The 23,160-nt window shown below is 35.7% G+C and carries 17 protein-coding genes; 11 read left to right on the top strand and 6 right to left on the bottom strand.

Annotated elements, in window-relative coordinates; translation table 11 throughout:
• Window positions 1-176 precede the first annotated feature (176 nt).
• The 3 genes from ABFR62_05960 to ABFR62_05950 all read right to left on the bottom strand — a co-directional run bounded on the left by ABFR62_05960 (window position 177) and on the right by ABFR62_05950 (window position 4,947).
• A complete protein-coding gene (locus tag ABFR62_05960) occupies window positions 177-1,559 on the bottom strand; it encodes a S8 family serine peptidase (protein MEN8137958.1) in 1,383 nt (460 codons plus the stop codon).
• A gap of 655 nt (window positions 1,560-2,214) precedes the next feature.
• Window positions 2,215-4,284: a methionine--tRNA ligase gene (gene metG / locus ABFR62_05955; GenBank protein MEN8137957.1), complete on the bottom strand. Its 2,070-nt coding sequence runs from the start codon at window positions 4,282-4,284 to the stop codon at window positions 2,215-2,217.
• An 81-nt stretch (window positions 4,285-4,365) separates the two neighbouring features.
• Window positions 4,366-4,947 (bottom strand): molybdenum cofactor guanylyltransferase, encoded by a 582-nt coding sequence (locus ABFR62_05950; protein ID MEN8137956.1) that lies wholly within the window; start codon window positions 4,945-4,947, stop codon window positions 4,366-4,368.
• A gap of 130 nt (window positions 4,948-5,077) precedes the next feature.
• On the opposite strand from ABFR62_05950, the gene ABFR62_05945 reads away from it, so the two are divergent.
• Window positions 5,078-5,998 carry a PfkB family carbohydrate kinase gene (locus tag ABFR62_05945; GenBank protein MEN8137955.1) on the top strand — a complete coding sequence of 307 codons (921 nt, stop codon included), beginning with the start codon at window positions 5,078-5,080 and terminating at the stop codon, window positions 5,996-5,998.
• A 248-nt stretch (window positions 5,999-6,246) separates the two neighbouring features.
• On the opposite strand, the gene ABFR62_05940 is transcribed toward ABFR62_05945, so the two are convergent.
• Window positions 6,247-6,918 carry an SDR family oxidoreductase gene (locus ABFR62_05940; GenBank protein ID MEN8137954.1) on the bottom strand — a complete coding sequence of 224 codons (672 nt, stop codon included), beginning with the start codon at window positions 6,916-6,918 and terminating at the stop codon, window positions 6,247-6,249.
• Between the two features lie 420 nt (window positions 6,919-7,338).
• Here ABFR62_05940 and ABFR62_05935 point away from each other — a divergent pair, with 420 nt between their 5' ends.
• From ABFR62_05935 to ABFR62_05925, 3 genes are all read left to right on the top strand, one after another.
• Window positions 7,339-9,237 carry an amidophosphoribosyltransferase gene (locus ABFR62_05935; protein ID MEN8137953.1) on the top strand — a complete coding sequence of 633 codons (1,899 nt, stop codon included), beginning with the start codon at window positions 7,339-7,341 and terminating at the stop codon, window positions 9,235-9,237.
• A gap of 55 nt (window positions 9,238-9,292) precedes the next feature.
• Window positions 9,293-10,000 (top strand): YebC/PmpR family DNA-binding transcriptional regulator, encoded by a 708-nt coding sequence (locus ABFR62_05930; protein MEN8137952.1) that lies wholly within the window; start codon window positions 9,293-9,295, stop codon window positions 9,998-10,000.
• A 379-nt stretch (window positions 10,001-10,379) separates the two neighbouring features.
• Window positions 10,380-12,665, top strand: a complete 2,286-nt coding sequence (locus ABFR62_05925; GenBank protein ID MEN8137951.1) for an inorganic phosphate transporter — start codon at window positions 10,380-10,382, stop codon at window positions 12,663-12,665.
• Window positions 12,666-12,771: 106 nt separating this feature from the next.
• Here the strand turns inward: ABFR62_05925 and ABFR62_05920 are convergent, their stop codons facing one another.
• Complete coding sequence (locus tag ABFR62_05920) at window positions 12,772-14,457, bottom strand: hypothetical protein (GenBank protein ID MEN8137950.1); 1,686 nt, start codon at window positions 14,455-14,457, stop codon at window positions 12,772-12,774.
• Window positions 14,458-14,553: 96 nt separating this feature from the next.
• Window positions 14,554-15,792: a pyridoxal-dependent decarboxylase gene (locus tag ABFR62_05915; GenBank protein MEN8137949.1), complete on the bottom strand. Its 1,239-nt coding sequence runs from the start codon at window positions 15,790-15,792 to the stop codon at window positions 14,554-14,556.
• A gap of 552 nt (window positions 15,793-16,344) precedes the next feature.
• On the opposite strand from ABFR62_05915, the gene ccoS reads away from it, so the two are divergent.
• The 7 genes from ccoS (at window position 16,345) to ABFR62_05880 (ending at window position 22,961) form a co-directional block, all read left to right on the top strand.
• On the top strand, window positions 16,345-16,551 hold the full coding sequence (gene ccoS, locus ABFR62_05910; GenBank protein ID MEN8137948.1) for a cbb3-type cytochrome oxidase assembly protein CcoS: 207 nt from the start codon (window positions 16,345-16,347) through the stop codon (window positions 16,549-16,551).
• 30 nt (window positions 16,552-16,581) lie between these two features.
• On the top strand, window positions 16,582-18,717 hold the full coding sequence (gene ccoN / locus ABFR62_05905) for a cytochrome-c oxidase, cbb3-type subunit I (protein MEN8137947.1): 2,136 nt from the start codon (window positions 16,582-16,584) through the stop codon (window positions 18,715-18,717).
• Window positions 18,718-18,723: 6 nt separating this feature from the next.
• Entirely contained in the window at window positions 18,724-18,912 is a 189-nt protein-coding gene (locus tag ABFR62_05900) for a CcoQ/FixQ family Cbb3-type cytochrome c oxidase assembly chaperone (GenBank protein MEN8137946.1), read from the top strand.
• Window positions 18,913-19,015: 103 nt separating this feature from the next.
• The gene (locus ABFR62_05895; protein ID MEN8137945.1) at window positions 19,016-19,873 is read left to right on the top strand and encodes a cbb3-type cytochrome c oxidase N-terminal domain-containing protein; all 858 of its coding nucleotides are present in this window, start codon (window positions 19,016-19,018) and stop codon (window positions 19,871-19,873) included.
• A 340-nt stretch (window positions 19,874-20,213) separates the two neighbouring features.
• Window positions 20,214-21,626 carry a cytochrome c oxidase accessory protein CcoG gene (ccoG, locus tag ABFR62_05890; GenBank protein MEN8137944.1) on the top strand — a complete coding sequence of 471 codons (1,413 nt, stop codon included), beginning with the start codon at window positions 20,214-20,216 and terminating at the stop codon, window positions 21,624-21,626.
• A gap of 124 nt (window positions 21,627-21,750) precedes the next feature.
• Window positions 21,751-22,200, top strand: a complete 450-nt coding sequence (locus ABFR62_05885) for a FixH family protein (GenBank protein MEN8137943.1) — start codon at window positions 21,751-21,753, stop codon at window positions 22,198-22,200.
• Entirely contained in the window at window positions 22,200-22,961 is a 762-nt protein-coding gene (locus tag ABFR62_05880; GenBank protein ID MEN8137942.1) for a sulfite exporter TauE/SafE family protein, read from the top strand. The genes ABFR62_05885 and ABFR62_05880 overlap by 1 nt, the downstream gene beginning before the upstream one ends.
• Window positions 22,962-23,160: the final 199 nt, after the last annotated feature.

Genomic DNA, 23,160 nt, shown 5'->3' with positions numbered 1-23,160 from the left:
ATTCTTTAGCAGTTCTAAGGTTGATTTAGGTTTCACAAGATAAAAAAAATGATCTACATTTAGACTAACGGAAAAAATAATTAATTATTGAACTCTTGTACAAAAAAAATAGTCCGATTTGCTATAAACCGGACTATTAAATATATTTCTATTACTTATTACTTATTACTTATTACTTATTCGGTTACTGCCCTGTAGGCATTTACACGACCTTTGCCGTAGTAAAGGCTTTGGCCGTTGGCATCTATATTATCTGCAGTTTTATACAGTTGTTTTTCAACTTCTATTGGTGACATATCTCCTCCGTTTTCCCCGATTATTAATGCAGCTACTCCTGCTACATGTGGGGCTGACATACTGGTACCCTGGGCCCACCAAAATGATTCACTTCCCGCACTTAAAATTGCATCATACCAGGAATATGAATAATAAACATCACCTCCTGGGGCAGAAATATCGATTAATGATCTTCCAAAATTTGTGTAGTATGCCGGAATATCTTCTTTTCCTGTTGCTGAAACTGAAATTACATGGTTTAAATCAGCAGGTATGAATACCTGAGAATTATTTCCATCACCATTTATAGCTGAATTTCCTGCAGAAGTAATAATAGTGGAGCCATTTCTATGCGCAAAATCAATTGCTTTCTGCATTAAGTGGAGTAATTCCTGTATTGATGCCGGATGATATCTTCCTATCAAATTTCCATCATCACCGTAAATATTTCCATTTTTATTAAAGGATGCACCTACGCTCATATTGATAACATCGGCTTTAATTTCGCCTGCATATGTAATACCTTGGATTAGCCAACTTAAGTACCCCGGACCATCGTCATATTCCGATATTACCTTTATAGCAACAATTTCGGCATTTGGAGCAACTCCGATTATTCCGTAATCGCTATCTGCCCCGGCAGCTATACCGGCTACATGTGAACCATGGTTGAAAAATTCACCATCCCTAACATTCCAGTCCTCATCTATAGCTAAATCCTCATCTTTTACAAATGATTTAGAGAGTTCTGTATTTATATTTGGTGCGAGATCAGGATGATCTGCATCAATCCCTGTATCTATAATAGCTATTCTTACACCATCTCCTGTAGCGTCAGTATTCCATGCTTCCGGTGCATCCAGTGTATCTAATGACCATAGATAACCAATGTCGTAGAAATATTCGCCATCACCTATACTTGGTGGATTTTCGAGAGGTTTAACATCAATTGGAGCTATCCAATTAATATTTAAATCAGGAACAACCGACCTCACTTCAGGTAGTTTCATCATTTTTTTCTCAAAATTAGGATCTGATGTTTTCACAACTGCCACGCCAATTTCAGGAATAGTGTTGGTTATTTTTCCATGTTTTTTAATGGAAGCTTCTAATTTACTAGTTAAAGTTTCCGATTTGGAAATAACCATGTAGGAACCATTAAAGGCAGATTTCTTGGACATTTCCATTTGCTCTTCGGCAGAGTTTTTCTCATCAAAAGTTTCCTTTTGGCAGGAAACAAAAAATAAAAATGAGAAGATCGATAATAATAATACATTTCTCATGTAACTATAAAATTTTAGGATTAAAAAAATTAATACATAAAGTTACATAAAAATATTCAACTATCTCTATATCAGCATGTTGTAGTTTGGTGAGATAATATTAATAGAGTATTGTTTTTAGATGTTTATTTTTTAGTCGGAAAGATAATGACTTCTTCTTCGGGTTTTCTAAACATATCCTCTCTATCTTCTAATACTATTTACGGTTTAAAATTACTGTATAATAGAATAGAAGATTTTTGCTTTAGACGAAAAAGAAAAACGAGGCATAGCAGAGCTACGGAGAGTTTTTATTTTGAAAACTAAAGCCAAAAGATTTGTTTTATTACAGTAGTTTTAAGTTGTAGATGGTATAAGGAGCAAGCTCTTGTATTATTAGAGATTTTATCATCAATTAAAGTTTTATAAAAAAAAATTAACCGCAAGGTATCGCAAAGTTTTACGCAGAGTGTCGCAGAGAAAATACTCTGTGTTACCTCTGTGAAGAACTCTGCGTAAGCTCTGCGGTTAAAAAAGTTATCGTGAGTGCTGAAATTGTTAGCTTCAGCGAAGCTAACCGCAGCTGAGTGGAGAGATCTCAAAAACCTGTACTAAATTCGTGAGATTCCTCCATGCGCTATCGCTTAGTCGGAATGACGTAATATATTAATCCGGATTAACTTACTGCCATCCCGTTAGGAACTTCGTTACCCGAAGTAACAAATTCCAGTTTTCCTTCGGCATTTTCAACCATCAGAATCATCCCCTCGCTTTCGATACCGCGAATTTTTCGCGGAGCCAGATTCATCAAAACAGAAACCTGTTTCCCGATGATGTCTTCAGGTTTGAAACTTTCGGCAATCCCTGATACAACAGTTCTTACATCGAGTCCGGTATCAACTTTCAGCTGAAGTAATTTATTCGCTTTTTTAACTTTTACTGCCTCCAGAATTGTACCTATTCTGATATCCATTTTCTGGAAATCCTCGAAAGATATAGTTTCTTTTTGTGGTTCAGCCTCACGGTTTTCAAGCTCATTTGCTTTTTTGGTAGCCTCGAGTTTATCGAGTTGAGTCTGAATATCTTTATCTTCTATTTTTTCGAATAACAATTCGGCTTTATTTATCTGATGTTCTGCCTCAATTAATTCGCCATCGGAAACATCCTCCCATTTCAATGCAGTAATATTCAATATTGAGGCTAATTTCTTAGATGTAAACGGCAGGAATGGTTCGCTCAAAACAGAAAGAGCACCTGCAATTTGAAGAGCTATATTCATAATAGTTTCAACGCGTTTCTCATCTGTTTTTACCAGTTTCCACGGTTCTTCATCAGCCAGATATTTATTTCCTAATCTCGCCAAATTCATCATTTCCGATAAAGCTTCACGGAATCGGTAACGCTCAATAGAACGTGTAATTTTATCAGGGTAATTTTTTAGTTGATTTAATACATCACTATCTACATCGCTGAGTTCTCCCTGAGCCGGAACAACACCATTGTAGTATTTATTTGTAAGCACAACAACACGATTGATAAAGTTCCCGAATATGGCAACTAATTCATTGTTGTTTCTAGCCTGGAAATCTTTCCATGTAAAATCGTTGTCCTTAGTTTCCGGAGCATTTGCAGTAAGAGTGTATCTCAAAACATCCTGTTTGCCCGGGAAATCATTAAGGTATTCATGTAACCAAACGGCCCAGTTTTTTGAAGTTGAAATTTTATCGCCTTCAAGGTTTAAGAATTCGTTTGCAGGAACATTTTCAGGTAAAATATAATCGCCATGTGCTTTAAGCATACTCGGGAAAATAATACAGTGGAAAACGATATTATCTTTACCGATAAAATGAAGCATTTTAGTGTCCTTATCTTTCCAGTAAGGCTCCCAGTCTTTTCCTTCGCGCGCAGCCCACTCTTTTGTAGAAGAAATATAACCAATAGGCGCATCGAACCAAACATAAAGAACTTTACCTTCTCCACCTTCAACAGGAACCGGGATACCCCAGTCTAAATCTCTGGTAACTGCCCTTGGACGCAAACCATCGTCTACCCACGATTTTACCTGTCCGTAAACATTGGGTTTCCAATCGTTTTTATGACCTTCGAGAATCCATTCTTTTAAAAAAGGTTCGTACTTGTCGAGAGGCAAAAACCAGTGTTTTGTCTCTTTTAGTACGGGAGTGTTTCCACTTAATGCAGATTTAGGATCGATTAATTCTGTCGGGCTTAAAGTTGAGCCACATTTTTCACATTGATCACCATAGGCTCCTTCAGCTCCACACTTCGGACAAGTTCCGGTAATATATCTGTCGGCTAAAAACTGATTTTCTGCTTCATCATAGTATTGTGATGAAACTTCTTCTATAAAATCACCTTGCTCATATAGTTTGTTGAAGAACTCAGAGGCGGTTTCATGGTGAATTTCTGCTGAAGTACGTGAGTAATTATCGAATGCTATTCCAAAATCGGCAAAAGATTCTTTGATAATTGCGTTATATTTGTCTACAACCTGTTGAGGAGTAACACCTTCTTTCTTTGCTTTGATAGTTATTGGAACTCCATGTTCGTCAGAACCGCATACAAATGCTACGTCTTCGCCTTTTTGGCGCAAATATCTTGAATATATATCTGCAGGAACGTAAACACCCGCAAGGTGCCCTATGTGAACAGGACCGTTTGTGTATGGCAATGCTGCCGTAATTGTATATCTTTTTGGTTTTTGCATCTTAAAACTCGTTTTTTTCAAATAACGTGCAAAGTTAATGATTTAATGATTTAATGACTCAATGATTTAATGATTTAATGAGCAGATGTGTGAGTGAGTCAATTATTCTTCCAGGTAATTTTCTTTTTCTTCTTTGGTGTTTATATTCAATAAACTAAAATCATCATCGGCATTGATAATTTTCGCAGGATGCTTATTAATTATCATCTTCATAGATAATTTGTTTTCATTAATCAATTTTTCGATTTTTGGGAAAGCCTTATTTTCCCAAATAGCAAAAAGTGGCTCTACAAATCCTTTCGAATTCTTATAACAGCTTATGTATAACGATTTATCTCTGTTTTCTAATAGCCTGGTAATATGCTCTTTTTTTACTTCCGGCATATCGGTGGCAATAATCAAGAATGATTTGTCGGGATATGTTTTATATAATGAATATAAGCCACCTAAGGGCCCCATGTCTTCAACAAGGTCTTTTACATATTTATAGGGACTGTTTTCAGGGATATTAAAATCGTATGGTACCGAAATAACAACTTCGTTAAAAATGCTTTTTAACAAATCGGCCATGTGATATCTTTGAGCTTTATTTTTATATTCAATCAGCCCTTTATCATGCCCCATACGTTTACTGCGTCCACCGGCCATTACCACCGCAATAATATCTTTATTATTTTCTGTCATTTGTTTAAAATTACCTTACAAATATATCTAAATATTGACGAAATTAATCTTGAAATATAAATCCTTGTATAAGATTTAATAATTAATGAATAAGAATATATATTTGTAACTTAATTATAAAGACCAACAAATGAGTTTATTGGTAGTAGGTACAGTTGCTTTTGATACTGTAAGAACGCCATTTGGTGCAGCCGAAAGAATTTTAGGCGGTGCCGGCACATACGCTTCGTTATCGGCATCGTATTTTGGTGTAAAATCAAGAATTGTTTCTGTAGTAGGTGGTGATTTCCCTCAGGAAAATATGGATTTATTAAAAAGCCGAAATGTTGACCTTGAAGGTTTGGAAATAATAAAAGGCGAGAAATCTTTCTTTTGGGAAGGAGAGTATCACAATGATATGAATAGTAGAACAACTATTGCCACAGAGGTTAATGTGTTCGAAAAATTTGAAGCCAATATACCGGAATCCTATAAAGAGAGCGATTACCTGTTACTTGGTAATTTGCATCCTGCTATTCAAAATTCTGTTTTGGAACAAATGAACAAGCGTCCGAAACTGGTAGTTATGGACACAATGAATTTCTGGATGGATAATGCATGGGATGAGCTTTTGGCAACAATCAGAAAAGTTGATGTTTTGGCGATTAATGATGAAGAAGCCCGCCAACTTTCAGGTGAATATTCATTGTTGAAGGCAGCCAATGCTATTATGACTATGGGACCAAAATTCCTAATCATAAAAAAAGGAGAACACGGTGCACTTTTGTTTAATGACGATAAAGTTTTCTTCGCACCTGCACTTCCATTGGAGAACGTGTTCGACCCTACCGGTGCCGGTGATACTTTTGCAGGTGGATTTGTAGGATATTTATCTAAAACTGATGATTTGTCCTTCGAAAATATGAAACGTGCGGTGATCTATGGTTCTGCAATGGCGTCCTTTACTGTTGAGAAATTCGGAACGGACAGGTTGATTGATTTAAGCGATGAAGAAGTTTCGGACAGACTTCAAAAATTCTTAACGCTTACAAAATTTGATATTTTATTGTAAAAAAAACTCTAATGATGCCTTAAGTCTGACAGGTGAGTTGATGGTGATAAGGTATTTAGTACTTAGACAAGAGTAACTCTTAAGTACTAACTGCAACCGTAAAGTTCGCAGAGTCTTTCTAAATTAATATTTAGCGATTCTCTGCGGTTAAATATTGTAATTGGTACCTTGTATAGAGATTTCATAGTGCTGAATTTATAGTCATAATATTTGACCTCGTTGAACTTACGTTTCTCGGGTGTAAAAAATTATTTTCTACTTTCAACAATGTCAACTTTATTTGGGTTTCTAAGTATTTTCACAAATCGATACTTGAATTCTGCATCTGATAAATTCATTATCTGCTGTGCAACCCATTCAGGGTCTAAAAACGACGATATATCTTTGTCGATGTTTCTCCAAAAGGCTGTTTTCATTCCCGAAACAGCTGTTACCAGTACCTTACCAATGCCATCGTCGAGCGAAAGGGAAGCTCCTAACATTCCCATTCCTGCTTTGGTAGTAGTGTACATTGGTTCCAGTTCGCGTGGAGTATATTGTGAACTGGATGTAATAAATATTATATCAATAGGGTTTTTAAATTTACTCTTAAGACGTTGTGCAAAAATTGCCGGTGCTGTTATGCCAATGTTTACAATTTCCAATATCTGTTCATCGCTCAAATTGTCTATATGACTTTCCTGGTTAAAACCAGCTGCGTAGATTAGTTCATCAATATTACCTGTTTTTGTAAGCAGATCATCAATTTGTGAAATTACATCTTCCGTACTACTCTTAATTGATAAGGGATAAAATTTCAAATAATCTATTTCAGGATTTGTACGGCCGGTAATAAAAACATTCTTCCCCAGTAAATGATTTTTCTTTGCCAACTCGAGCCCCAATCCGGAGGAGCCTCCGACAATTAGTATATTCTTCATTCTAAAATTTAATTGGTGTCATTTAATATTCCTCAGATTCAATCTGCTTAATTAAACAAAAATAGTATTCCTGTTTTAAATAAAGAAAGCTAAGCTAAATTAAAAGGGAGTTATTTGGTGTAAAACCGTTCTGCACCGCCGATAGCAGCGGCACCACACCGCCGGGAAACCTATTGAACAACGCATATTACGGGCGATTTTATGAGCCCCGAAATATGCGTTTGTGAAAAGGTATTGCCGGTTGTGTAGTACAGCGGATAGCGGCTTAAGGTGCCCAAAAAAATACTTTACAGCCAAGGAGTCAATTTCATCGACAGGATGCTCAATTTTTAGGTTTATAGTGTTTCGAATACAAAAGATTATAGGTACTTTTGCCGCTTGATAGAAACACAACTTTTTTATAAATACATAATTTAAGTTATGAGCGAGCCGTTGAAACACGAATGTGGGATTGCATTAGTAAGGTTATTGAAGCCTATTTCTTATTATAAAGAGAAATATGGGAGTGCATTTTATGGATTAAATAAAATGTACTTAATGATGGAGAAGCAGCACAACCGCGGTCAGGATGGTGCAGGTATTGCCAATATTAAGCTTGATGTACCTGCAGGGACAAGATATATCAGCAGAGTTCGTTCAAATGATCAGCAGCCAATTCAGGATGTTTTTGCAAAAATCAACGGGAAGTTGAACGATGCACTTGAAAAAAATCCGGATAAGGCTGATGATATGGAATGGCTGAAAAATGAATTGCCTTTTTCGGGTGAATTATTTTTAGGTCACGTTCGTTACGGGACTTTCGGAAAGAACAGCATAGAGAATGTTCATCCGTTTTTACGCCAAAACAACTGGATGAGCAGAAACCTGATTGTTGCCGGGAATTTTAACATGACCAACACTCCGGAGTTATTCCAAAGTTTGGTCGATTTGGGGCAGCACCCGAAGGCTGAGGCTGATACAGTAACCATAATGGAGAAAATCGGTCATTTCTTAGATGAAGAGGTAGAAAGACTTTATTACGAGCATAAGGCACATGGAGTATCTAAAAAAGATGCTACTCCGTTAATTGCCCGTGATATGGATCTTGAAAAAATATTGAAACAGGCTTCTCCCCGTTGGGATGGAGGTTATGCAATGGCAGGTTTAGTTGGACATGGTGATGCTTTTGTATTACGTGATCCATGGGGTATTCGCCCTGCATTTTATTATGCCGATGATGAGGTTGTTGTTGTTGCTTCGGAACGTCCGGTTATCCAGACTACTTTCAATGTAGATTTCGATGATGTAAAAGAACTTGAAAGAGGGAAAGCACTTATCATTAAAAAAGATGGTGGAATAAGCACCCCCCAGATATTAGAAAAGCAAAGAAATCAAGCCTGTTCTTTTGAACGTATCTACTTCTCGAGAGGAAGTGATGAAGAAATTTATAAAGAAAGAAAAGAGTTAGGTAGAAAAATGATCCCTGCAATTATTGACGCAGTTGAGGGAGATCTTAAAAATACAGTTTTCTCATTTATTCCAAATACAGCCGAAACAGCTTACTATGGTATGGTTGAAGGTATGGAAGAGTATATGAGGAAGGAGCAAAAAAGAAAAATTCTTGAGCTTGGCACTGATATTACTCCGGAAAAACTGGAAGAAATAATGAGTGAACGACCAAGAGTCGAAAAGATAGCTGTAAAAGATGCCAAACTTCGTACTTTTATTACCGAAGATGACTCCAGAGACGATCTGGTAGCTCACGTATACGATATTACCTACGGTTCGGTAAAAGAAAACGATAATCTTGTTATTATCGACGATAGTATTGTGCGTGGTACAACTTTGAAACAAAGTATTATTAGAATTCTGGATAGATTGAATCCTAAGAGAATTGTAATTGTTTCGTCTGCCCCACAAATTCGTTACCCCGATTGTTATGGTATTGACATGGCTAAACTAGAGGAGTTCATAGCATTTAGAGCAGCTTTAGAATTGCTTAAGGACACCGGGAAAGAGGGGATTTTACAGGATATTTACAAAAAGTCTAAAGCTCAGGTTGCTGCCTGCGATTCGGATATCGTTAATTATGTTCCGGAAATGTTTAATCCGTTTACCGATCAGCAAATTTCTGATAAAATTGCAGAAATGTTAAAAACTCCGGAGATTAATGCTGAGGTGAAAATTATATATCAAACGGTAGAAGATCTTCACGAAGCATGTCCAAAATCGCCGGGAGACTGGTATTTTACAGGTGATTATCCTACACCCGGAGGAAATAGGGTTGTGAACAATGCATTCATCAATTTCATGGAAGGAAATAAGGGAAGAGCTTATTAATATAATTTGTAATTTCGCACTTGATTAATCAGATTTAAAATAAAAAAAATATACTATGGGTAGAGCTTTTGAACTCAGAAAAGGGAGGAAAATGAAGAGATGGTCAGCAATGTCGAAGATCTTCACCCGTTTATCGCGCGATATTACAATGGCGGTTAAAGATGGAGGTCCTGATCCTGATCACAACCTACGTTTAAAAATGCTTATCCAGAATTCCAAGGCTGCAAATATGCCTAAGGATAATGTTACACGTGCAATTAAGAAAGCCACAGATAAAGATACAGCCGATTATAAAATTGTAAAATTCGAAGGTTATGCTCCTCATGGAGTTGCTGTTTTGATAGAAACTGCAACTGATAATAACACTCGTACTGTTGCCAACGTTAGAAGTTATTTCAATAAAACAAATGGTAGCCTTGCAACTTCAGGGTCAGTTGAGTTTATGTTTGAGCACAAATGTTCTTTTAAAATAGCTAAGGGCGATATTGATCCGGAAGAGCTGGAATTAGAATTAATTGATGCAGGTGCCGAGGAAGTTGATGTTGATGGAGAAGAAATAATTATCTATGGTGAATTCTCGACTTTTGGTGCAATTCACAGTACTCTTGAAGAAATGGGACACGAGGTTGTTACTTCTGAGTTTGAATGGGTTCCTATGGATGTAAAAAATCTTTCGGAAGAGCAGGAAGCTGATGTTGAAAAACTTCTCGAGAAACTGGAAGAAGATGATGATGTTCAAAATGTATATCACAATATGGCTTAGGCCGATATTTTCAATAAAAAATAATTTAGAAACAGTTCTACTATGTAGGGCTGTTTTTTTTTTGATGTGTACTTGTTATTATTTAAGTTTTAGGCAAAATAAATATGTGAAAAAATTGATGTTTGCTGTTTTATGAAAAGAGAATTAATATAAATCAGTAAAACTGATAAAATTACTATTTAGTCACGTATTGGTTTAAGTGATTGAAAATCAACCAGTATAGGGTTGTGTTTATAATTTAAATTGTGTTAAATTTGTTACAGCCAATTTTTTCATGTAGGAAATAATCAAATACAGCTTAACTATTATTTAACATACAACTAACTTTAAACTTAAAGCTTAGAAGCACATTTGTCAAGAATTTAAATAAAGCATAGAAATGCAAGATTTTTACATCATTTTGGTTATAGCTCTTTTTGGCTTAGCCATTACAGATTTAATTGTAGGAGTTAGTAATGACGCAGTTAACTTTCTGAATTCTGCAATAGGATCAAAAGCTATTCCTGGTAAAGCGATTATGATAATAGCAAGTTTAGGTATTGCTATTGGTGCTACTTTCTCATCGGGAATGATGGAGGTTGCCAGAAAAGGAATTATGGACCCTTCGATGTTCCAGTTCTCAGAAGTAATGATAATATTTATGGCCGTAATGATATCTGATATCATTTTACTCGATGTATTTAACTCATTAGGACTTCCTACTTCTACTACCGTGTCTATTGTATTTGAGCTTTTAGGAGCTTCAGTTTCGATGGCATTATGGAAAATCAGTAATACTTCCGGAGCCGATTATTCGGAATTGGCTACTTATATTAATACCGATAAAGCATTATTAATTATTTCGGGGATACTCCTCTCGGTAGTTATTGCTTTCTCTATTGGTGCAATAGTCCAGTATATTTCACGATTTATATTCACTTTCCAATTCGAGAGAAAGATTAAATCAGTTGGTGCAATTTTTGGAGGTTTTGCAATTACGGCGATTACATATTTTATTTTGATAAAAGGATTAAAGGGGTCTTCGTTTGTATCGGGAGAACAGATTGCATGGGTGAAGGATAACTCATTACTGATTATTGGAGCATCTTTTGTTGGATGGACAATAATCAATCAGATTTTAATGAGTTTGTTTAAAGTTAACATTCTTGTGTTTATTATAGCTATTGGTACTTTTGCCGTTGCATTGGCATTTGCAGGGAATGACCTTGTGAATTTTATTGGAGTACCTATGGCAGGGCTTGCTTCATACAATGAATACATCGCCACCGGAAGTGATCCTACTATCATGATGGACGTGTTAACCCAGAAAACGCAAACTCCTACCTTATGGTTATTAGGTGCCGGTATAATAATGGTACTTACTTTATGGTTTTCCAAAAAAGCAAAAAATGTTGCCGAAACAGAATTGAGTTTGTCTCGTCAGGATGAAGGTGCCGAAAAATTCGAGCCTAATTTACTTGCCAAGGTTATTGTTCGTTCAACTGTAAAGTTTAGTAAGAATTTCGAAAGAGTAGTACCTCAGAGTATTTCCGATAGGGTAGATGCCAGATTTGATAACAAAACAATTAGACTACCACGAGATAAGTCATATACCCCTCCTATGTTCGATATGGTTCGCGCCTCTGTGAATTTAGTAGTAGCAAGTATATTGATATCTATAGGTACATCGTTTAAATTACCTCTTTCTACAACTTATGTAACATTTATGGTTGCTATGGGTACTTCGTTGGCTGATAGAGCATGGGATAGAGAGAGTGCTGTTTATAGGGTGTCTGGTGTAATAAATGTAATAGCGGGATGGTTCTCTACTGCATTTACTGCATTTACTTCGGCTGCAATTATGGTTTACCTTATTAATTTTGGAGGATCTTTATTCGCAAAAGGAGATTTTGCTGTAATGGGGATATTGCTTGTTCTCGCAATAGTACTTATTACCCGTAGTTATATGTTACATTCTCAAAAGATGAAAGAAACAACTGCTGACAGTAAGTTACGTAAGCAGGATAGAATAGATATTAACGAGATTATTGAGGAAAGTTCTGAGAATATTTCCGGAATATTAAATGATTCTAACACCTTATTTTCTGATGCAATACTCGGATTGACAACTGAGGATAGAAAAATTCTTAAGAAATCTAAAAAAAGGAATAAAGGGCTTAAGGCTGAAATGGAAAGGCTTAAAGGAAATGTTTTCTATTTCATTAAATCTATGGATGAATCAAGTGTGGAATCGTCTAAGTTCTATATTCTGATTTTGGATTATTTACAGGATATTACTCAGTCAATCGACTTTATTACTAAATCCAGTTTCGATCATGTTGACAATCAACATAAGGCATTAAAGCCTATTCAGGTTGAGGATTTAAAAAACATCGATATTGAACTTGATATTTTGTTTAAGGATATTAAGAAAACATTTGATTCTAAATCGTTTGGAAATATTAATGATCTTATAGTTGAGAGAAAATATATCCAAAACGATGTAACTAAACTTGTTGAAAAACAAATTACAAGAATTAAAACAGAAGAGTCTTCTCCAAAAAACAGCATGCTTTATTTTAGTATTTTGCTGGAAACTAAGGATTTAATTGAAGCCACATGGAGTCTGTTACAACTGTATCACGATTTTTATACAGGTTCAGTTAATAGAAATAATGATAAATAAGATTCTAGAATAAATATTAAAAAAGGCTGTATCATATTTATGAACAGCCTTTTTTTTAGATCTATAATCTAAAAATTATTTCAGTAATACAATTTTTAAACCTGTATTATTCCTGAGAGAATATTTGTTCCAAAATCTTTTCAGTGATTTTATAAGTAGGTAATACTCCCTGGTGCCCCAGTCCCCCCGAGGCCAACGTACTTCCTGTTTCAAGAGGGTTATCAGATGCGTAATATGCGTATCTTAATTTTACATCTTCTGCAATGCTTTTTCTAATTTTTGAGGCTGCCTGAATCGCCTTTTGGTAATGAGCACCTTCCATTTCAAGTCCAATGACCTCCCATGATGATTTGTTAAAAAACCTGAGAATATCTTTGTTTTGAAGAGATGTGCCCAAAACTGATATCATAGGACCGCTATAAACTCCCAGTCCGCTATCTTTAAAGTCCTCAACTTTCAATGAATTTTCAAATGGATAATTATCGGCAGTACCTTCAAAAATATGAGCATCAGGTATCATAATGTCACCCTTACCTCCTTCCAGTATGCCTGCTTTTCCCATAATTGAGATAGATTTAATATTCATTAGGTGTTTTGAGCCTTCAGAATCCTTATAAGGTTTAAGTAATTCATCCATAGCTTCGAAAGCCTGTTCACCAAATGCATAGTCCATAACAATAAAAACGGGTGCGTTTTTCTTATCGCTTGCATTACAATCACACGGAACGTTTGAAAAATCAACTTTTGCAGTATCAAATATTTGAACATTTATATTTGACCCTGATTTGTCTTCAATATAATACATCCCCGATTTTAGGGCTAGATCTTTAACTTTTGATCGATAATCTGAGTTTTTATCTTTGCTTAGCTCCACAAAAAAATCAATGCCTTTAGTGTTTTTAGCTATAGCCGGTAGTGCTTTTCTACTATAAAGAAGATTCATAACACTGTGCATATTTGCACTTATAACGTGTATAGGTCTATTGAACAGATTTCTTTTTATAAGTTCTTTTTTAATAGCATTCGACCATAATTCACCATGTAAGTGATGCCCGATACTTTCTCTGAGTATTGCGTTGAAAGAGATCTCACGTTTCTTATCTTCCAACACTTCATCGATAGAAAGTTTACCCAGCCAATACATAATATGGATAAACCGTTCGGGCTTATCTTTAGTGGCTAATTCCTGATATGTGTTTAGTACTTCCTCAAAACTTCTTCCCAATAAACTTGCTAAGTGGGTAAGGGCTATTTCTCTATGTTTACCGCTAAGTTTCTTGTTATTTAATACAATATCCTCAATTTTATTCCATTCTCTAATTGTCTTACCTTCCTTATTTACAACGGCTCTTTTTCTGATTTTTTCAGCTTCATGAAAAAGAAAGGTTAGATGGGTAAGGATGTCGTAAATTTCAGAACGCCCACGGGTTATTTCTATATTCATTTGTTCGTTATCAATACGATAACAGTTTCTACGTCTTTTAGATGGATAAATCACCTCGAAGTGAGATTTTGAAAAGCCTTCATCGGAGGTAAGATTAATAAATCTACATTCTTCAATCCCTTCCGGAAGTCTGTCGATTACATAAACCAAACCATCAAGTTCTACTTTATCGGGGTCAGCAATGCTCCCATATATTTCCGGACGAAGAGATAAAAGACCATTTTTAAGAGCAAAACCCGAAATACCACTTGGTTTATAAAAACCTCTGTTGAAAAGGTGACGCATTGTTACATACAATTTTTCAATTGCGGCTGATGATTCCTGGGCTCTTGTTCTTTCTTTTACCATATAATATTTTATTTATTTTATTTTCATTGGAATTTTAGTGGATCACTAAAATCAAATATATGCAAAAAAGACCGGAATAATCCGGCCTTTAATTTTTTATTGTTTTGTTTCTTTTATATCATTAATGAATTTTTCCAGATCATCGAGATCAACATGGTCCATTACTACAATTTTATACCATTTGTTGTCTCCTGTATGAGTTTGTGGTACAAGTCCGTACTTTTTTACTATGTCAGCCGGAATATGTTTAGCCTCCATAGTTACTATATTCATTTTTGGTTCCCTGAAATAAGATATACCAAGTTCGTCAAGTTGTTCGGTGAGCCATTTAGTTCTGTACAGTAGTTTGTTTATCTTTTCCAGCCACCCAAATGGGCCATAAGTAAACAGTATCATCCAAACTGCTAAAGCATTTGCACCTGATCTGCTGCCACTTAATGTGATGTCCATTCCGCTAACGTATTGAGCCTCTTCTGTGAATACATACTTCATCAGGTTTTTGCGGGCTATGAAAACACCTGTTCCATACGGAGCCTGTAGCATTTTATGTGCATCCAGGGTTATAGAACTAATATGTGGATTTGTAAAGTTAACAGTTGTGTCGGGGTTACTGATCGGATAAATAAAACCACCAAAGGCACCATCAACATGCATCTTAAACTCAACTTCATGTTTTAGCATTGCATCAACATAATTGTTTGGGTTATCTACCGAACCAAACATTGTTGTAGCCATATTTGCAACAACAATAAAGTATTTTTTACCATCCTGTTTTGCCTTGATAATGGTTTTATCAAGTTCATCAATCTTAATCTTTCTCGTGCTGAAATCAACAGGAACCTCAATCCAGTCAATGTTCAATAAATTACCGGCTTTGGGCATGGAATAATGAGAATCAGCAGAAGATATTATGGCTATTTCCTCATGTTTAGCCTTAAACATCCTTCTATAGTAGTTTCTGTATATCCAAATAGCCTGGATGTTTGCTTCAGTTCCTCCACTGGCAACATACCCGTCGAAATTGTCATTTTCATCACCTTTCAGCATGTCAACGGCCAATAGCTCGATTAACTCGCGTTCCAGAGCCTGGGTACCCGCGAAAAATGCTTCCGATTCTCCAAAAGTATGACAGCCAATATGGTTCGGGTTTTGAACAAATGTTCTGAGTATAGGGGCATCTTTCAGAAATGGGGCATTGTCATAGAAAACTTCACTATCTAACCTGGATGCAGGAATTCCGAGTGTTGTATCGTTCTTAAAATTTACATTTTCCCTTAATGCACGCGATATTTTTTTATTGATATCTGCATGCGATAATTTCTTCCAAAATTTCATTCTAGTATTATGTTATTGTATGTTGAGTAAAATAATTTACTCAAATTTAGTTAAAAATGCTGGTTTTGTGTTGTTTAGGTCTTGAGAACTGGTTAACTTTAGGAGTTAAATATTATGCTCAATGGTAGAATTACCCTTTAATTTAAATAATATTGAAAGGGTATTTGTTATAGAGTTTATTGATGTGTTAAACTCGAAATAGATATTTTAATTGAATAATTCAAGAGTTGTATTATATAATATATATATAAACTGGCGGCAAAGATGCATCAATTTATTTTAAATATCACAGAAAGGATATATAATTTATTTAAAAAAAATCAAAAAAAAGGAATATAAATTACCTTACAATATTAGAAGGGGAAAAGCCATGTAATTTATAATCAACACAAATAAGAGACAAAAACGTCTTATTTATTAAATTAAAACACTGTATTTGAGCTGTTTAGCTGTTTTGATTAAGATACAATATGATAAAAGTTAGTAAAAAACATGCTTAAACTATGATCGGGGCTTGATATAAAGCATTTTTTTAGTTTATTTGCTATAAAGATGAATGTACTTTACGTATTAATAGTTGTAAGTTTATTGGTCGCTCTCTTTTTTCTGGGTGTTTTTTTATATGCAGTAAAAAAAGGCCAGTATGATGATGATTATACGCCATCGGTAAGAATGTTATTTGATGATGAGTTGGTGGAGGAGAAGGAGGAAAAAGACAAGAATGAATCTAACGATGAAAAGCTAGAACATAATAATTAATATAAAACCAAACTCAATAAATAATCTTATATGGAAGTTCAGAAGTTTTACTACGACAACAAGATCGTTCGCAATTTCTTGTATGCAACCATCGTATGGGGAGTAGTGGGAATGTTGGTAGGGCTAATGGTGGCCTTTCTGTTTTTTTTCCCGGAATGGATGGCACAGGACAAATGGTCGTTACCATGGCTTAGTTTTGGTCGTTTACGTCCTCTTCACACAAATGCCGTGATTTTTGCCTTTGTAGGTAATTCAATTTTTACCGGGGTTTATTACTCAACCCAGCGATTACTTAAAACCAGAATGTACAGTGATCTGCTCAGCCAGATTAATTTTTGGGGATGGCAACTAATAATAGTTGCTGCCGCTATTACATTTCCCTTTGGTTACAACTCAAGTAAAGAATATGCCGAATTAGAGTGGCCAATTGATATTGCAATTGCAGTTGTTTGGTTAGTATTTGGCTACAACCTTATTGCTACAATTATAAAAAGACGTGAGCGTCATATTTATGTAGCAATTTGGTTCTATATAGCAACTTTTGTAACAATTACAATCCTCCACGTATTTAATAACTTAGAGGTGCCTGTATCATTAATGGCGATGAAGAGTTATTCGGTTTATGCCGGAGTGCAGGATGCTCTTGTTCAATGGTGGTATGGACATAATGCAGTGGCATTTTTCCTAACAACGCCAATTTTAGGTTTAATGTACTATTTTGTACCTAAAGCAGCCCAACGTCCTGTATATTCATACAGACTTTCTATTATTCACTTTTGGTCATTAATCTTCCTGTATATTTGGGCAGGACCACACCACTTACTTTACAGTGCATTACCCGATTGGGCACAAAGTTTAGGTACGGTATTCTCAATTATGCTTATTGCACCATCCTGGGGAGGTATGATAAACGGACTTTTAACACTTCGCGGTGTATGGGATAAGGTTCGTGAAGATCCGATTCTAAAATTCTTTGTAGTTGCTATTACAGGTTATGGTATGTCAACTTTCGAAGGACCAATGCTTTCTTTGAAAAATGTAAATGCCATAGGTCACTTTACTGACTGGATAGTTGGTCACGTACACATTGGTGCATTAGCATGGAACGGATTCCTGGCATTTGGTATGATTTACTGGTTGTTGCCTAGAATGTGGAAAACTAATTTGTATTCTCAGAAATTGGCAAATTTACATTTCTGGATAGGTACCTTAGGTATTTTGTTCTACGCGATTCCTTTATATTGGGCCGGATTTGCCCAGGCAGCGATGTGGAAACAATTCAACCCCGACGGAACTTTAGTATATGGAAATTTCCTTGAAACAGTTACGCAGATTTTACCGATGTATATGATGCGTGCCTTTGGAGGAACTTTATATCTTATAGGGATTCTAATTCTTGCCTGGAACGCAATTATGACTATTAGGCAGGGTAGTGCTGTTGAAGATGAGGCCGCCGAAGCTGCAGATCTTGAACCGGTAACAGTATCGAGATTACCGGGCGAAACATGGCATTATGCATTAGAGCGTAAACCGGTACAATTTACAATACTGGCAGTTATTGCTATTGCTATTGGCGGGGCTGTTGAAATTATTCCTACAATTGTAGTTAAATCAAATATTCCTACTATAGAGGCTGTACGTCCTCTTACGGCTCTCGAAGTTGAAGGTAGAGATATTTATATCAGAGAAGGTTGTAACAACTGCCACTCTCAGATGATTCGTCCGTTCCGTTCGGAAACCGAGCGTTATGGCGAATACTCAAAAGCAGGTGAATATGTATATGATCACCCATTCCTTTGGGGATCAAAGCGTACAGGTCCGGACCTTATGAGAATTGGAGGTAAATACAACGATGCATGGCATTTTAGCCACATGTACGACCCGCGTATTACATCGCCGGGATCTATAATGCCACGTTATCCGTGGTTGTTTACCGATAAACTGGATTATTCACTGGTTTCAGAAAAATTAAAGACCCTTTCAATTGTAGGTGTTCCATATTCTGATACATATATCGAAGGAGCAACTGCTAATCTTGAGGAACAGGCAAACGAAATATCTGCTAACCTGAACAAGGATCCTAACATTGAAATTACTGCAGATGCAGAGATAATTTCACTGATAGCATACCTGCAACGTTTAGGTGTTGATATAAAAACCGAATAATAATATATGCTTAGATTTATAAAACATCACATGACAAGTATGGAGGGTATAGAGATATATCCGATAATTTCATTGTTGATCTTCTTCCTGTTCTTTGCTGCCGTTACTTGGTTTGCAATAAAAACACCGGATAAGACAATTCATGAAAATGAGATGCTTCCGTTTGATGATTCTAACTCAGATAATATTTTATAAAAAATATGAAAAAATGAAACGAGCATAGCAAAATCAGTTTTATCACTCAAGACGAGTTTGTTATGTGAGTTCCATCTGACAAAACAAAAAAAATATTTTACAGATGAAAAATCGTATCCCTGTTTATATTACAATTCCATTGGTTTTAATAACCATTGCTGTTGTAATAGCCCTAATGCTAGATACCGAAAAGTATCCGGGATTTTGGGAAAGTCCATATTTATGGATGTTTATGTTTGTTGTGGCACTCTTGTTATTGGCAATCGATGCTGTAAACAAATCGCTGGATGCTATTAAGCTCCACAACATGTCGGCCGAAGAACGTGCTGAAGTTTTAAAAGGTAAAAGAACCGGATGGAAAGCCCTGATGAACAGTTTGACAGATGCAAAACCTATTGAACATGAAAAGGATGTGCTTCTCGATCATGACTATGATGGTATTCAGGAGTTAGACAACGAGCTTCCTCCATGGTGGGTTTGGTTGTTCTACATAACTATTTTCTTCGCATTTGCCTACATAATCAGGTTCTACGTTATGGATGGTCCTAATCAGACCGAAGAGTATGAAATAGAAATGGCAGAAGCAAAAGCTGAAGTTGAAGAATACTTAAAGAATACACCTGATTTAGTGAGCCTGGAAAATGTTGAAATGTTGACTGATGCTGCCTCTATGGATGAAGGAAATAAAATATTTCAGGCAAACTGTGCTGCATGTCATACTGCCGATGGAGGAGGTATGATAGGTCCAAACCTAACAGATGAATATTGGATATTGGGGGGAGGAATTAAAGATGTGTTTAAAACAATCTCCAATGGTGGTCGTCCGGGAAAAGGAATGATTGCCTGGAGCGCATCATTGAGACCTACACAAATTCAACAGGTTTCCAGTTTTGTACTTTCGCTGAAAGGAACAACTCCGCAAAATCCAAAAGCTCCAGAAGGAGATAAATGGGAGGAATAATTTAAAATTAAATAGGGGAATTGAAGTTTAAAGTTTGGCGTTGTTTTTCGCTCTGAGCTTTAAACTTCATCCTTTTTTATCCCAATGTTAATGTGTTTTTTATGATGTAAAACATGTTTTTTTTGATTTTCTGAATTAGAACTACAAATACCTAATACCAATTAAATTTCAGAATGCTTTGTTAGATTTGAAATATAATTTTTTTTTACAAGTTTCAAATTTATTGCATAGCAGGCTATGGAAGAAATTTTAAATGATGTAAAAATGGATTAGATGAAAAATATACGGTGCATTTTGATGTTTATTTGGTATAACCTTAATCTCAAAATAATATTTGATTATGAAGGACGAAAGCTTTAGAGATCATATAGGAACCATAAATGAAGATGGGTCCAGAAATTTTATCCACCCTAAAAAACCAAAAGGGAAGTTCTACGATGCAAGAACATACTTAAGCTGGTTTTTATTGGCTATTTTCTTCATCGGACCATTTATTAAGATAGATGGCAATCCACTGTTGATGATCAATGTTCTTGAAAGAAAATTTTCACTGTTTGGAGCTATGTTCTACCCGCAGGATTTCTACATTTTCGTGTTGATGATGATTACAGGGATTGTATTTATTGTTCTTTTTACGGTTGTATTTGGAAGGCTTTTTTGTGGTTGGGTTTGTCCGCAAACCATATTCCTGGAAATGGGTTTCAGAAAAATAGAATACTTGATCGATGGTGACAGACACCAACAGATTAAGCTAAAAAATATGCCGTGGAATTCTGAGAAAATCAGAAAAAGAGGAATCAAGTATATTATTTTTCTTGCTATTTCATTTCTTATTGCCATTACTTTCCTCTCTTATATTATAGGGGTTGATGAACTTCAGGTTTTTATTAATGAGGGACCTGTTGAAAACCCCGGTGGATTTGGAGCACTGGTTATATTTACAATTGTTTTTTTCTTTATTTTTACATCGTTCAGAGAACAGGCCTGTATTATTGCCTGTCCATACGGGCGATTACAAGGGGTACTACTGGATAGAAAATCAATACAAGTATCGTACGATTATGTAAGAGGAGAAAAAGAAGCAGGAAGAGCGAAATTCAAAAAATCGGAGGACAGATTTGCATCAGGTAAGGGTGATTGTATCGATTGTAATCAGTGTGTTGAAGTATGTCCTACCGGAATCGATATTCGCGACGGTAGTCAGATGGAATGTGTAAACTGTACTGCCTGTATTGATGCATGCGATTCTATAATGGAAAGTGTAAGTCTCCCTAAGGGACTGATAAGATATGCATCGGAAGATAATATTGCCAATGGTGAAAAACCTACTGTAAATGCGCGAATCATTGGGTATATATCGGTATTGACAATATTGATAATTGTGGTTGCTAGTTTATTATTTTTAAGGTCTGATATTGATACTAATATTTTAAGGCTGCCGGGACAATTATATCAAAGCGATGACGTTGGAAATGTATCTAACGTTTTCACCTATAAAATGGTTAACAAAACTAATTTTGACAAAGCAGTTGAATTAAAACTGATATCTCATTCGGGAGAAATAGAATTAGTAGGGCATAATAATATTGTAGTTGATGCCAGAGGAAGATACGAAGGAACAATTTTTGTCAGGATTCCTCAGGCAGAGTTAGGCGATGCAAAGAATCAGGTGATTATAGGAGTTTATGAGGATGGAGAATTAATAAGAAAAGTAAAAACCAATTTTATCGGACCGATGAAGTTTGGAAAGTAAAAAATACGTCATGTTGAGCGGAACGTAGTGAAGTAGAAACATCTGTTGAAGAGAAGAACAGATTTCTACACTACATTCTTTTCACTCATTTCGGTCGAAATGACGGTAATAAAAATTAGAGAATATGAAATTTAACTGGGGGCACGGAATCGCGCTATTTTTAATAGTGTTTGTTGTTACAACTGTAGGGGTAGTAATTAAAATTTCTACCGATGATACATATAGTCATGAATTAGTTTCGGAGAATTATTACGAAGATGAACTTAAATATCAGGAGGAGATAGATTATGTGAAAAATGCATCTGAATTAAGTTCACCTGTGCGATACAGGGCAACTTCTGATGGTTTATTAATAAGTTTTCCAAAGGATTTTTCCTTATCGGAATACAAAGGAACTGTTAAGATGCAACGCCCGTCGAATAAAATACTGGATCTGGAAATTCCGATAGTACTCGATGAAAACCATCAGATGTTAATATCGCGCGACAAGGCTCTTGAAGGCAAATGGAATTTGAGAATTGAATGGGAAGCATCAGAAAAAAAATATTTGTATAAAGCAAAAATAAGATTGTAATGGAGTATTTAATAACTGCATTAATAATAGGATTAGGAACAGGATTCCATTGTTTAGGAATGTGTGGTCCAATTGCCTTTGCCCTGCCTGTTGACCGAAGTAATAAAATAAGAGGAATGTTTCAAAACCTCATATACCAAATTGGCAGACTTATTACCTACTCTTTAATGGGCCTCTTGTTTGGGGTTCTTGGAAAAGGCTTGTCGCTTGCCGGATCGCAACAATATCTTTCGATAGCAACAGGTGTAATGATGATAGTAATAATTCTTTGGCCAACTAAAAAATTTGGGAGTCCCGGAATAACGTCATTTATTTATAAAAACATTGGAAAAATTAAATCAAAACTCGGCGAACTTTTAAAAAAGAGAGATACTAAGACCCTTTTTGCCATAGGTTTGTTGAACGGAACTCTTCCCTGTGGGCCGGTTTATGCTGCTTTAGTAGCTGCTATTGCAAGCGGTACGGCATTAAAAGGTGCATTATTCATGTTTGTTTTCGGTCTGGGGACTATTCCTTTTATGTTTGCAGCTACATTTATAGGTAATTTTATGAGTATTACGTTCAGAAATAAGGTTCAAAAAGTTGTTCCGGTTTTAGTGGTAGTTATAGGTATACTTTTTATTTTAAGAGGTTTGGGACTTGGTATTCACATGGTATCTCCTCCTGAGAAAAAACTCCGGATCAACGAAAATCAAACCGAGATGAAGTGTGGCGGATCTATGAAGGAATCGGGTGATACAATGAAATGCGGCGGAATGTAAATAAAATTAATAGTTATACCAATTACATATCAAAGATGAGGTGCTTCATAACTTCCGACACCTCATGCACAAAATATTATATCTGTTAGCGAACTCCGATTTAGGTACTTCGCAACTCTCCTCTGCAACGACATATCTAATTACCTTTTTCTTCAACTCCTTTGCATATTATTTTCGATAATAAAGGAGCTTTACATTT

Source organism: Bacteroidota bacterium (assembly GCA_039714315.1).
Lineage (GTDB): Bacteria > Bacteroidota > Bacteroidia > Flavobacteriales > JADGDT01 > JADGDT01.
This window is presented reverse-complemented; position numbering and strand designations above follow the sequence as displayed.